This window comes from Leclercia tamurae, assembly GCF_025566055.1.
GTDB lineage: Bacteria > Pseudomonadota > Gammaproteobacteria > Enterobacterales > Enterobacteriaceae > Enterobacter > Enterobacter tamurae.
The window spans coordinates 94376-107805 of sequence record NZ_JAMHKS010000067.1; the positions used below are offsets into that span (position 1 = coordinate 94376).

The 13430-nt window shown below is 54.5% G+C and carries 11 protein-coding genes; 7 read left to right on the forward strand and 4 right to left on the reverse strand.

Going from position 1 to position 13430, the window contains the following annotated elements:
- The first annotated feature begins 142 nt into the window (after positions 1 to 142).
- From lptD to apaH, 6 genes are read left to right on the forward strand one after another with little or no spacing between them, the layout of a single operon-like run.
- A complete protein-coding gene (lptD, locus tag M8318_RS05770; RefSeq protein ID WP_262661339.1) occupies positions 143 to 2491 on the forward strand; it encodes an LPS assembly protein LptD in 2349 nt (782 codons plus the stop codon).
- A 53-nt stretch (positions 2492 to 2544) separates the two neighbouring features.
- Positions 2545 to 3831, forward strand: coding sequence for a peptidylprolyl isomerase SurA (gene surA / locus M8318_RS05775; RefSeq protein WP_262661340.1), 1287 nt, complete (start codon positions 2545 to 2547; stop codon positions 3829 to 3831).
- Entirely contained in the window at positions 3831 to 4817 is a 987-nt protein-coding gene (gene pdxA / locus M8318_RS05780) for a 4-hydroxythreonine-4-phosphate dehydrogenase PdxA (RefSeq protein ID WP_262661341.1), read from the forward strand. The genes surA and pdxA overlap by 1 nt, the downstream gene beginning before the upstream one ends.
- On the forward strand, positions 4814 to 5635 hold the full coding sequence (gene rsmA, locus M8318_RS05785) for a 16S rRNA (adenine(1518)-N(6)/adenine(1519)-N(6))-dimethyltransferase RsmA (RefSeq protein WP_106994205.1): 822 nt from the start codon (positions 4814 to 4816) through the stop codon (positions 5633 to 5635). The genes pdxA and rsmA overlap by 4 nt, the downstream gene beginning before the upstream one ends.
- A 3-nt stretch (positions 5636 to 5638) precedes the next feature.
- On the forward strand, positions 5639 to 6016 hold the full coding sequence (apaG, locus tag M8318_RS05790) for a Co2+/Mg2+ efflux protein ApaG (RefSeq protein WP_106994204.1): 378 nt from the start codon (positions 5639 to 5641) through the stop codon (positions 6014 to 6016).
- A 2-nt stretch (positions 6017 to 6018) separates the two neighbouring features.
- The gene (apaH, locus tag M8318_RS05795) at positions 6019 to 6867 is read left to right on the forward strand and encodes a bis(5'-nucleosyl)-tetraphosphatase (symmetrical) ApaH (RefSeq protein WP_106994203.1); all 849 of its coding nucleotides are present in this window, start codon (positions 6019 to 6021) and stop codon (positions 6865 to 6867) included.
- A gap of 43 nt (positions 6868 to 6910) precedes the next feature.
- On the opposite strand, the gene folA is transcribed toward apaH, so the two are convergent.
- The 3 genes from folA to kefF all read right to left on the reverse strand — a co-directional run bounded on the left by folA (position 6911) and on the right by kefF (position 9893).
- On the reverse strand, positions 6911 to 7390 hold the full coding sequence (folA, locus tag M8318_RS05800) for a type 3 dihydrofolate reductase (protein WP_262661345.1): 480 nt from the start codon (positions 7388 to 7390) through the stop codon (positions 6911 to 6913).
- A 114-nt stretch (positions 7391 to 7504) separates the two neighbouring features.
- Positions 7505 to 9370 carry a glutathione-regulated potassium-efflux system protein KefC gene (kefC, locus tag M8318_RS05805; RefSeq protein WP_262661346.1) on the reverse strand — a complete coding sequence of 622 codons (1866 nt, stop codon included), beginning with the start codon at positions 9368 to 9370 and terminating at the stop codon, positions 7505 to 7507.
- Entirely contained in the window at positions 9363 to 9893 is a 531-nt protein-coding gene (gene kefF / locus M8318_RS05810; RefSeq protein WP_262661348.1) for a glutathione-regulated potassium-efflux system oxidoreductase KefF, read from the reverse strand. Before kefF ends, kefC begins: the two co-directional genes overlap by 8 nt.
- A gap of 749 nt (positions 9894 to 10642) precedes the next feature.
- Between kefF and M8318_RS05815 the strand changes: the two genes are divergently transcribed.
- Entirely contained in the window at positions 10643 to 13105 is a 2463-nt protein-coding gene (locus M8318_RS05815) for an autotransporter family protein (RefSeq protein ID WP_262661350.1), read from the forward strand.
- A gap of 50 nt (positions 13106 to 13155) precedes the next feature.
- Here the strand turns inward: M8318_RS05815 and M8318_RS05820 are convergent, their stop codons facing one another.
- The gene (locus M8318_RS05820; protein WP_106994198.1) at positions 13156 to 13389 is read right to left on the reverse strand and encodes a YgdI/YgdR family lipoprotein; all 234 of its coding nucleotides are present in this window, start codon (positions 13387 to 13389) and stop codon (positions 13156 to 13158) included.
- Positions 13390 to 13430 lie beyond the last annotated feature (41 nt).

The window sequence follows — 13430 nt, forward strand, 5'->3', positions numbered from 1 at the left end:
TCATACTCGTCATTCAATAACGAGCCTATCACCACGGCTTGTTTACGGGCAGGATTAACGCTGGCACTGTGATGATGAGTAAGATAGTCTCTGACCGTTTGCCAGCGATAAGCCACTGATGACGGAACAATAAATAAAACGTATGAAAAAACGTATCCCCACCCTCCTGGCCACGATGATAGCGTCTGCCCTGTACAGTCAACAGGGTCTGGCAGCCGATCTCGCCTCGCAATGTATGCTGGGTGTGCCCAGCTATGATCGCCCGCTGGTTCAGGGTGATACGAACACGCTACCGGTCACCATCACTGCTGATAATGCGAAAGGGAATTATCCTGACGACGCCGTCTTTAGCGGCAATGTGGATATTAACCAGGGCAACAGCCGTTTGCTGGCCGATGAAGTTCAGTTGCACCAGAAACAGCCAGAAGGCGCGGCAGAACCGGTACGAACCGTGGATGCACTGGGTAATGTGCACTATGACGATAATCAGGTCATCCTGAAAGGTCCGAAAGCCTGGTCGAACCTGAATACCAAAGATACCAACGTTTGGGAAGGCGATTATCAGATGGTGGGTCGTCAGGGGCGCGGTAAAGCTGACCTGATGAAACAGCGCGGTGAAAACCGCTATACCATTCTTGAGAACGGGACCTTTACCTCCTGTCTCCCGGGCTCTGATACCTGGAGCGTGGTCGGCAGCGAAGTGATCCATGACCGCGAAGAGCAGGTGGCGGAGATCTGGAACGCCCGCTTTAAGCTCGGCCCGGTGCCGGTCTTCTATAGCCCGTATCTGCAGCTGCCGGTGGGCGACAAACGTCGTTCCGGCTTCCTGATCCCGAACGCCAAGTACAGCTCCTCAAACTATTTTGAGTTCTATCTGCCGTACTACTGGAACATCGCGCCCAACATGGACGCCACGATCACGCCGCACTATATCCATAAGCGCGGCAATATCATGTGGGAAAACGAGTTCCGTTATCTGACGCAAGCGGGTTCAGGTCTGATGGAGCTGGACTATCTGCCATCGGATAAAGTCTTTGAAGACGAGCATCCCACCGAGGGCGATCGCCACCGCTGGTTATACTACTGGCAACATGCCGGGGTGATGGATCAGGTCTGGCGCTTCAACGTTAACTATACCAAAGTCAGCGATCCCTACTATTTCAACGACTTTACCTCGAAATACGGTTCCAGTACCGACGGTTATGCCACGCAGATCTTTAGCGCAGGCTATGCGGTGAAAAACTTTGATGCAACCGTGTCGACCCGCCAGTTCCAGGTATTCAGCAGCCAGAACGCCAGCACCTACGGCGCGGAACCGCAGCTGGACGTCAACTGGTACCAGAATGATGTCGGCCCGTTTGATACCCGTATCTACGGCCAGGCCGTGCATTTCGTGAATACCAACTCCGATATGCCAGAAGCCACCCGTCTTCATCTTGAGCCGACAATCAACCTGCCGGTATCAAACGACTGGGCCAGCCTGGATACCGAAGTGAAGCTGATGGCGACTCACTATCAGCAGGACAATCTGGACACGTACAACACCAACAACGGTACTAACCTGGAAGAGTCCGTTAACCGTACGCTGCCGCAGTTTAAAATGGACGGCAAGCTGGTCTTCGAGCGCGACATGAACTGGAGCGAGGGTTACACCCAAACGCTGGAGCCGCGCGCGCAGTACCTGTATGTGCCATATCGCGATCAGAGCAAAATCAATAACTACGACTCGTCACTGCTGCAATCCGACTACAGCGGTCTGTTCCGTGACCGTACATATGGTGGTCTGGACCGTATTGCTTCAGCCAACCAGGTGACGACCGGGGTCACAACCCGCGTTTATGATGATGCTGCCGTTGAACGTTTTAATGCTTCTGTGGGTCAAATCTACTACTTCACAGAATCGCGTACCGGCGATGACAACATCAACTGGGAGAAAAACAACAAAACGGGTTCCCTGGTCTGGGCCGGCGACACCTACTGGCGCATGACCGATCGCTGGGGGCTGCGTGGCGGTCTGCAGTACGATACGCGTCTGGATAACGTTGCTACCAGCAGTGCCGCCATTGAGTATCGCCGTGATGAAGACCGGATGGTGCAGCTTAGCTACCGTTACGCCAGCCCGGAATACATCCAGGCGACACTGCCTAACTTCTCGAATGCCGATCAGTACAAAGAGGGTATTTCGCAGGTGGGCGGTACCGCCAGCTGGCCGATTGCCGATCGCTGGTCGATCGTCGGGGCGTACTACTTTGATACCAATCAGAGTAAGGCGGCCGATCAGATGCTGGGTCTGCAGTACAGCTCCTGCTGCTACGCGATCCGTGTCGGGTACGAGCGTAAGCTTAACGGCTGGGATGTCGACAAAAATCAGAGCGAGTACGATAACGTCATCGGCTTTAACATCGAATTGCGTGGCCTGAGTTCAAACTATGGTCTGGGTACTCAACAGATGCTGCGTTCACCAATTCTGCCGTACCGTAGTTCCTTATGATGTACTTGATTTACAACGTAATCCGCATTGCGGTTAATTGATATGGAAAAAGTATGAAGAACTGGAAAACGCTGCTGCTCGGTATCGCTATGGTTGCGAATACCAGCTTCGCGGCCCCACAGGTTGTCGACAAAGTCGCTGCCGTTGTGAACAACGGTGTGGTACTTGAGAGCGACGTTGATGGTTTAATGCAGTCTGTGAAGCTCAACGCGGGTCAGGCAGGTCAGCAACTTCCGGATGATTCCACACTGCGTCATCAGATCCTTGAACGTCTGATCATGGATCAGATCGTTCTGCAGATGGGTCAGAAGATGGGTGTGAAGATCTCTGATGAGCAGCTCGATCAGGCTATCGCTAACATTGCGAAGCAGAACAATATGTCAGCGGACCAGATGCGCAGCCGTCTGGCCTATGACGGCATCAGCTATTCGACCTACCGGAATCAGATCCGTAAAGAGATGCTGATTTCAGAAGTGCGTAACAACGAAGTGCGTCGCCGTGTGACGATCCTGCCGCAGGAAGTGGACGCGCTGGCAAAACAGGTGGGTAACCAGAATGATGCCAGCACCGAACTTAACCTGAGCCACATCCTGATCCCACTCTCAGAAAACCCGTCTTCCGACCAGGTTGCTGAGGCGGACAGCCAGGCCCGCTCTATCGTCGATCAGGCGCGTAACGGCGGTGACTTCGGCAAGCTGGCGATCACCTATTCGGCGGACCAGCAGGCGCTGAAAGGCGGCCAGATGGGCTGGGGCCGTATTCAGGAGCTGCCATCTATCTTTGCCCAGGCGCTAAGCACGGCGAAGAAAGGCGATATCGTCGGTCCAATCCGTTCCGGCGTTGGCTTCCACATTCTGAAAGTGAACGATCTGCGCGGCCAGAGCCAGAGCATCTCGGTCACCGAAGTGCATGCCCGCCATATTCTGCTGAAACCGTCCCCACTGATGAATGACGATCAGGCGCGGGCGAAGCTGCAGCAGATTGCCGCCGATATCCGCAGCGGTAAAACCTCCTTCGCTAACGCCGCGAAAGAGTTCTCTCAGGATCCAGGTTCTGCGAATCAGGGCGGCGATCTGGGCTGGGCGGCAGCGGATATTTACGATCCGGCCTTCCGCGATGCGCTGATGCGGATGAACAAAGGTCAGCTGAGCGAACCGGTTCACTCCACCTTCGGCTGGCACCTGATTGAGCTGCTGGACACCCGCAGCGTGGATAAAACCGATGCGGCCCAGAAAGACCGTGCGTACCGCATGCTGTTCAACCGTAAGTTCTCTGAAGAAGCGGCAACCTGGATGCAGGAACAACGCGCCAGCGCTTACGTCAAAGTTCTGAGCAAGTAATGAAACACCATCGTGTTGTTATCACTCCCGGCGAACCTGCCGGGATTGGTCCTGATTTGGTCGTCCAGCTTGCCCAGCGCAGCTGGCCGGTCGAACTGGTTGTCTGCGCCGATGCCAGCGTGCTTGAGGCGCGAGCCAAACAGCTCAATCTGCCGCTCACCCTGCTGCCCTATCGGGCAGAGAACGCGCCTCTCCCCCAGCAAGCGGGCACCCTGACGCTGTTGCCTGTCCCGCTGCGTACCCCCGTTGTTCCCGGTCAACTCAGTACCGAAAACGGCCACTATGTGGTGGAGACGCTGGCGCGCGCCTGTGATGGCTGCCTGAGCGGCGAATTTGCCGCGCTGATCACCGGACCGGTGCATAAAGGGGTGATCAACGATGCCGGCGTGGCCTTTACCGGCCATACCGAGTATTTTGAAGAGCGTTCCCACTGCGCAAAAGTAGTGATGATGCTGGCCACCGAGGAGCTGCGCGTGGCGCTGGCTACCACCCATCTGCCGATCAAAGCGGTTTCCGAAGCCATTACGCCGGATCTGCTGCGCGATGTGATTGCCATCCTGCACCATGACTTACGCACGAAATTCGGTATTGCCGATCCGCACGTGCTGGTGTGCGGCCTCAACCCGCATGCGGGCGAAGGCGGTCACATGGGTATGGAAGAGATCGACACCATTATTCCGGTGCTGGATGAGATGCGGGCTCAGGGGATGAATCTCAGCGGGCCGCTGCCTGCCGATACCCTGTTTCAGCCTAAATATCTCGATCATGCAGACGCCGTGCTGGCGATGTACCACGATCAGGGCCTTCCCGTGCTAAAATACCAGGGCTTTGGCCGCGGCGTGAATATCACCCTCGGTTTACCCTTTATTCGTACTTCTGTTGACCATGGCACTGCACTTGATTTAGCGGGCCAGGGGAAAGCAGATGTCGGCAGTTTTATTACGGCGCTTAATCTCGCCATCAAAATGATTGTTAATACTCAATGACTAATCGAGTCCATCAGGGCCACTTAGCCCGTAAACGCTTCGGGCAAAACTTCCTCAACGATCAGTTCGTGATCGAAAGTATTGTTTCGGCTATCAATCCACAAAAAGGTCAGGCGATGGTCGAGATCGGCCCGGGTCTGGCTGCACTGACCGAGCCGGTTGGCGAGCGTCTGGATGAACTGACCGTCATCGAACTGGACCGCGATCTGGCAGCCCGTCTGCAGACGCACCCGTTCCTTGGGCCGAAACTGACGATTTATCAGCAGGATGCCATGACCATGAACTTCGGCGAACTGTCGGAGAAGCTCGGTCAGCCGCTGCGCGTGTTCGGTAACCTGCCGTACAACATCTCCACCCCGCTGATGTTCCACCTGTTTAGCTATACTGATGCCATTGCCGACATGCACTTCATGTTGCAAAAAGAGGTCGTTAACCGACTGGTTGCAGGGCCAAACAGTAAAGCGTATGGTCGTTTAAGCGTGATGGCACAATATTTCTGCAACGTGATCCCGGTACTCGAAGTGCCGCCATCTGCGTTCACGCCACCGCCAAAAGTGGAATCTGCGGTTGTGCGTCTTGTGCCGCATAAAACGAAGCCGTTCCCGGTCAAAGAGCTGCGCGTACTGAGCCGTGTCACCACAGAAGCCTTTAACCAGCGCCGTAAAACGATTCGTAACAGCCTTAGCAATTCGTTTACCGTTGAAGTGTTAGCTGAACTGGGTATCGACCCGGCAATGCGTGCGGAGAACATCTCCGTAGAGCAGTACTGCAAACTGGCTAATTACATCAGCGACAATGCGCCGCCGAAGGAGAGCTAAGCCATGATTGATTCGCCCCGCGTATGTGTTCACGTACAAAGCATCTATGTTGAGTCCCAGTCCACACCGGATGAAGAGCGCTTTGTTTTTGCTTATACGGTAACCATTCGTAACCTGGGGCGGACGCCTGTGCAGCTGCTTGGGCGCTACTGGCTTATCACCAACGGCAACGGTCGTGAAATTGAAGTGCAGGGCGAAGGCGTGGTGGGTGAACAACCGCACATTGATCCCGGCGAAGAGTATCAGTACACCAGCGGCGCGGTAATCGAAACGCCGCTGGGTACCATGCAGGGCCATTATGAAATGGTCGATGCCGACGGCAATGCATTCCGCGTTGCCATTCCTGTTTTCCGTCTGGCTGTTACAACACTCATTCACTAAACATGTCTACATATCTCATTGGCGATGTTCATGGTTGCTACGATGAACTGATCGCGTTGTTAAAGCAGGTGGATTTTACCCCGGGTACCGACACGCTATGGCTAACCGGCGATCTCGTTGCGCGCGGGCCTGGCTCACTGGATGTGCTGCGTTATGTGAAGTCGCTGGGTGACAGCGTGCGGCTGGTCCTTGGCAATCACGATCTGCATCTGCTGGCGGTCTACGCCGGCATCAGCCGTAATAAACCGAAAGACAGGATCACCCCGCTGCTGGATGCGCCAGACGCCGATGAGCTCATTAACTGGCTGCGTCGCCAGCCGCTGCTGCAGGTTGATGAAGAGAAGCAGCTGGTGATGGCCCACGCGGGCATTACGCCGCAGTGGGATCTGCAAACCGCGAAAGAGTGCGCGCGCGACGTCGAAGCCGTGCTCTCCAGCGACTCTTACCCTTTCTTCCTTGATGCCATGTACGGTGACATGCCCAACAACTGGAGCATGGATCTCAGCGGCGTGGCGCGCCTGCGTTTTATCACTAACGCCTTCACCCGTATGCGCTACTGCTTCCCGAACGGTCAGCTGGATATGTACTGCAAGGATGTGCCGGAAAATGCGCCGACCCCGCTCAAGCCCTGGTTTGCCATCCCCGGACCGGTGACGGAGCATTACAACGTGATCTTCGGTCACTGGGCGTCGCTGGAGGGCAAAGGCACGCCTGAAGGCATTTACGGTCTGGATACAGGCTGCTGCTGGGGTGGAGACCTGACCTGTCTGCGCTGGGAAGATAAAGCCTATTTTGTTCAGCCGTCGAACCGGCATCTGGATTCAGGCGAGAAGGAAGCGGTAGCGTCGTAGCGGAGAGCTGCACCTCTCCCGTCGGGAAAGGTGCAGTAAAGCATTAGCGGCGTTCAAGGATCTCGAAGCAGTAGCTATGCGAATTTTGCGCGTCCGCGTCATGGAATTCGCTGAATACCGATTCCCACTCGTCAGGATCGTAGTCAGGGAAATGGGTATCCCCTTCCACTTCAGCATCAATGTGGGTCAGATATAATTTCTGCGCTTTCGGCAGGAATTGCTCATACACACGGCCGCCACCAATCACCATGATCTCTTCGGCATCGCCGCAGGCAGCGATGGCTTCGTCAATGGATTTCACCCACTCAACACGCTCATCGGTGCCAGGCTGGTTGCTGATGACGATGTTTTTACGGCCCGGCAACGGACGCCCGATTGACTCCCAGGTCAGGCGCCCCATTACTACCGGCTTGTTCAACGTAGTACGTTTAAACCACGCGAGATCGGCAGGCAGATTCCACGGCATGGCATTTTCCATACCGATCACGCGATCTACCGCAAGCGCCGCAATCAGACTGATCATTGATTATTTCCCGGATGCAAAAAATTGCCGCCACTATACGGAAAGCTTAATCTTTCGTCGACTGGCGGCAGAGTAAAGAACAGGAAATTTTTTATATTTGCTGGCAACCCCGCTTCACGCTAATGGTTTACTCTCCGGCTCGTCTCCCGGATCGCCGGTATGCTTGCCCTCTTCGGTTCCCTGCCAGCCGTGACGCTGGGTCAGCGAGAGATGATTACGATCCTCATTGATGATGTCCATCAGCATGGCGCTGGTGCGTTTAACCACCGCCGCGCGTGACGTGGCATCGTTCTCCGCCATTGCCGCCATCTCTTCGACCATCTCTGTATTAAACCGGCGGAACAGATCGGCCCGCTCCCGGGCTTCATACGCCCCGAGTCCGAGACTTTCCAGCGCCAGCCGACCGGATTTCAGCGCCCCTTCAAAGGTTTCACGTTCCGGTGCATCGACGCCGATCTGACGCAGTTTGATGTAATGATCGATATCGCGCGCGCGGGAGATGATTTTCAGATGCGGGAAATGGGTTTTCGCAAGCTCAACTAACTGCAGGCTGTTCTTCGGATCGTCTATCGCGTTGATCAATACTTCGGCCTTCTGCGCTCCGGCAGACTCCAGCAAATCCACGCGCGTGGCATCGCCGTAAAAGACCTTCATATCAAATTTACGCAGGGTCTCAATATGGTCGGGATCGTGATCGAGGATGACCATCTTCACACCGCTGGAGAGCAGCAAACGACCGGTAATCTGGCCGAAGCGACCGAACCCGGCAATGATCACCCGCGGCTGTTCTTCGTCGATTTCATCCGCCTCGCGCTCCTGGCCGCTGTTGGCCGCTTCCAGACGAGTCAATACCACCAGCAGCAGCGGCGTTACCGCCATGGAGAGCGCCACCGCCAGGGTCAGCGCCTTGGCCCACTCCGGATCGAGCACGTTTGCCATATTGGCCGCGCCAAATACCACGAATGCGAATTCACTCCCCTGCCCCAGCAGCACGGCAAACCAGCGGCGCTGTTTCCCGGGCACCTTCAGCGGACGGGCCACCAGCCAGAGCATCGCCATTTTAATGACCAGGAAGCCCACCAGCAGGATCGCGATGCGCAGCGGATGAGTGACCAGGGTTCCGAAGTCGACAGACATCCCCACGCCGATGAAAAACAGCCCCAGCAGCAGCCCTTTGAAAGGCTCGATGTCGCTTTCCAGCGCGTGGCGGTACTCCGAACTCGCCAGCAGGACGCCAGCCAGAAACGCGCCCATCGCCATAGAGAGCCCCGCCTCTTCCAGCATCAGGCCAAAGCCGAAGACCAGGAACAGGGCCACGGCGCTGAACACTTCCCGCAAGCCAGAACGGGCAACAAAGCGCAGTAATGGTCTGCTGACGTATCGCCCGAGCAGGACCACCAGGGTCAGCGCTCCGGCAACTTTTAAGGCCGAAAGCGCAAAGGCACCGAGGGTGGTGGAAGCTCCGGAAACCGCCAGCAGCGGGATCATTGCCACCAGCGGAATGGCCGCGATATCCTGGAACAGTAGCACCGAGAAAGCGCTGCGCCCCATCTGGGTCACCGTCAGGTTGCGTTCGTTCATGGCCTGCATGGCGATAGCCGTGGATGAGAGGGCCAGCGTCATGCCGATCAGCTCCGCCACTTTCCAGTCCATGCCCAGCAGGATACAGAACCCGCCCAATAGCAGGCCGCAGGTCAGCATCTGCAATGCCCCGCCGCCAAACACTGACGCACGCAGCTTCCACAGACGCCGCGGGTCCAGCTCGAGGCCGATGACAAACAGCATCAGCACCACGCCGATTTCGGCAAAGTGCAGGATCGACTCGGCGTCGGTGACCAGACGGAATCCCCACGGTCCTATCACGCACCCGGCGATCAGATACCCCAGCACGGAACCCAGCCCGAGGCGTACCGCAACCGGCACAATTAGCGCCGCGGCGCCTAAATAGATCAGCGCCTGAATCAGCGTATGGCTATCCATGGTGCGCCTCCTGCCAGTCGAGTAAACGTTGTTTATAGTGTCGGGCCTGGGCCTGCAGCGTTTCGTCGTCACAGACGAAGGTGCAGTGCATGGCAAACGGCGGGAGCCAGTTCAGGCCGCAATAGAGCGCGGTGGCCTGTAGCGGCTGCGCCAGCACCTCAAAACCAGGGAAGGATCCGATATCAAAGTGGCTTTCACCGCCCCCCGTGGTGACTGCCCACAGCAGGCTTTTGCCCTTCAGCGCCCGGCCGTTATGGCCGTATGCCCAGCCGTGAGAGAACACTTTGTCGATCCACAGTTTCAGTAACGGGGGGGTGCTGTACCACTGCATCGGGTGCTGCCAGACGATCAAATCGGCCCTGGCAATCGCGTCCTGTTCGGCAGCGATATCAATATTGAAGTCGGGATAGAGCTGATAGAGCGAGCGGATCTCTACGCCCTCAAGCGTCTTGACCTGCTCAAGCATCCGCTTATTCGCATGAGAATGATGCGGATAAGGATGCGCGTAAATGATTAGTATCATGATTAACCTGATGAACTGCTTTCTTGTTGTGACAGTCAGTGTAGACAGGAATGAGGGGTGTTTGAAGGGGTCTGCGGCCTTGCTGGCGTTAACCGCAAAGATTGATAAATCACTGCCCGACAAATATTATCACTTTTATCTAATTCATAATCTATTAATATAATATATATTATTTAGATCAATTCCAAGCAAATAATACAATAAGCATAATAATTAAATTAAAATAAATACAAAATTAAAAATAAATCCATGCATGGAAATTATTAAAGAATCAACAATTTAAGCTTTATTTCATGGTTTTATTCTTAAAAAACACTCATTTACAAAAAAATACACCCTTATTAAAATGCGCGTTCATAAATCACAAAATGGATGTGGCAATGCGCAACAATACTCCGCAATTAAATAAGACGACAAGGTCGTTAAAAAGTCTTTTTCCAGCTTTAATGGTATTGACACCGTTAATGGTATCCGCAGAAATCATAGTTAGTGATTCAACAGATGCGCCCCAGAATTTCTCTTCGGACAATGTCTATATTATTCCGCAAGGTATCAGCATTGCCAATAGCACTACCACCCCCTCAGTTACTATCAGCGGAAGCGTTATCGACGGTGTCACGAACAGTGGGGTGGTGACTGGCGTGGGTGATGGAATGTTCATTACTGCAGGATCACAAACACTGGAAGTAAATAACCAAGAAAATGCGCTGATCCAGTCCACCGGTGCCAACGGAATTACTGTCTACAACATGGGCGGACAAATAAACAATGCCGGGAAAATTAGTGGCGTAGAGAAGGGCATTAAGATTCTCGAGGATTCTAACAGCTTTAACATCGCTAATACCCCAACAGGTACTATCGAAGGTAAAACAGCGATCTCAACCGATGTTGGTGTCACTCTCAATAATGCGGGGGTAATCAATGGCAGCGCTGGGAACGGTGTAGAGTTTAATAATACAGATAAAAGTAATACTGATAATAGCGGTACAATAGAAGGTACCAGAAATGGCATTATCGCGTCCGGCAATCATAAACTTCGACTTGGTAACACTGGGTTGATAAAGGGTTCGGAAAGCGCAGTGACCTTTGCAAGTACCCAATCTAACATGTTAGAGCTAGGAACTGGATCTGTGCTTGAAGGCGACGTCATCTCAACGAACTCAAGAACTAACACCTTAGCATTACGTGGTCAGGGTTTCGAAGACAGCAACTTCCGTGGCCTGAACGCGGGTGACGGTTTCGCTTCTCTGAACATGAACGGTACTGACTGGGCTCTCACGGGCAATATCGATATCATCGGTACTGGCGACTCAATTAAAGTCAATACAGGTAAACTGACCCTCGCAGGCGACGTAAAAAATGACGCCGGTAATACTCTGATTGCCGACATGGCCACGTTGCAACTGGGCGACGGCGTTCATACTGGCTCACTGACCGGTACCCTTACCAACAACGGCACCTTTATCTTTAACCAGGGTTCCGATTCCACCTTCGCTTCTGATATTACCGGCAGCGGCAATGTGGAAAAAACCGATGCCAATCTGTTAACCCTGACCGGCAACAACAGCTATACCGGCAATACTCTTCTTAGCAGCGGCACCACGCTGGTGGCTGAAGGTGCAACCCTGGGTAGCACAGGCAACACCGCCACCCTCACCGTTGATAACGGCGCAACCTTCGCCAGCGCAGGCAGCGTGAATAACAACGTTGATATCCTCAGCGGCGGCGTGCTGGCGTCATGGAATGCCGTGCAGGGGACCAGCGCTTCCACTGTAAACACCATTAATGGCAACGTCACCAACAGCGGCACGCTGCAGATTGCCGGGCTGAACGACGGCGTGGGTAACGATTTCACCATCAACGGTGACTACACTGGCGTAAACGGTAGCCTGATCGCCATGAACAGCGTGCTGGGCGATGACAGTTCAGCTACCGACCATCTGACCATCACCGGCAACAGCGCGGGTGAGTCTGGCGTCAGTATCAGCAATATCGGCGGGATGGGCGCGCAGACCGTCAACGGGATGCAGGTCGTCAGCGTAGGCGGTAACTCCGATGCCGCGTTTTCCCTCTCCAGACCGGTGGTGGTCGGCGCATGGGAATATAGCCTGAACCAGCACGCCGATGGCAACTGGTATCTGGAATCTTTAGATACTACGCCTGCGCCTACACCAGACCCAACGCCGGATCCAACGCCAGACCCAACACCAGATCCAACGCCAGACCCAACACCGGCTCCAACGCCTTCACCGGCACCGGCACCGGCACCGGCACCAGCCAACCTCGCACCTGAAGTGGGTGCCTATTTAGGTAACTACCTCGCCGCCCAGGACATGTTCCTGCATAAACGCGACGATCGCGATCAGCTGACGCTGCGCAATGAAGAGGATCTCAACACCTGGATGTACGTCAAAGGCCGCTATCATGAAAATGATGTGGCGGGCGGCAAAGTCAACTACGACACCACCCAGTACGTGATGCAGGTCGGCAGTGATTTCATCAGCAAGAAGATGGACACCGGGGTTCTGCATAGCGGGATGATGTTCGGTGCCGGTCAGGCCAAAACCGACTCTACTTCAACCGGCAGCAAGCGTTCTGCGCAGGGTAAAGTGGATGGCGTGAACGTCGGCGTGTACGCCACCTGGCAGGAAGATCAGCAGCTGCGTAAAGGCAGCTATATCGACAGCTGGGCCTCCTACGGCTGGTATCACAACAAGCTGAGAAGCGACGATCGCAGCAACGAGTCCTACAACAGCCAGGGCTTTGCCGCCTCGCTGGAAGCGGGCCACGCATGGATTGTTGACTCAGAAAACGAAAGAACCTGGAAAATCGAACCGCAGATCCAGGCCGTCTACAGCTATCTGAACCAGGATGATCATACTGACGCCGACGGCGTGCGTATTACCACGCTCGATAACGACAGCATTCTGGGCCGTGTAGGTGTGAAAACCAGCTATTTTAACCAGAAAGATGTGCAGGCCTGGCAGCCGTATGTTGCGGTCAACTGGCTGAAAGGTGCCGGACAGAACGACATCGCCTTTAACGGTGAAGCGTTCAGCAACGATACTCCGGATGACCGTGGTCAGCTGGAGCTGGGCATTACCGGCAAGCTAAACGAGACCACACTGATCTCGCTGCGCGCCAGCGGTGAATGGGGTGAAAACAGCTACGACGCCTATGGCGGTCATATCCTGCTGAACCACCGCTGGTAATCACATACCCTGGCAATAAATGCAGTGGCTCAGGCCACTGCATTTTTTTATCAGTTCTTCAGCTCACCCATGGACTTAACCTGATCGCGGTTAATTTGTTCTGTCTGACCGGTTTCGGCATTATCAATAGACATCATTCCAGTATCGTCATCTACCTGCGGCTTACCGTCGGTGACGATAGTTTTACCGTCAGTGGTCTTCACCGCCTGGTTAGAGGAACAACCGGCTACGGTAAACAGCGCTGCGGCAGCAAAAATTGAGGTCATCAGAAGTTTAGTTCGCATGGTGTTCTCCCTGCTTTTCAGTTGGATTTAATTATCGACCT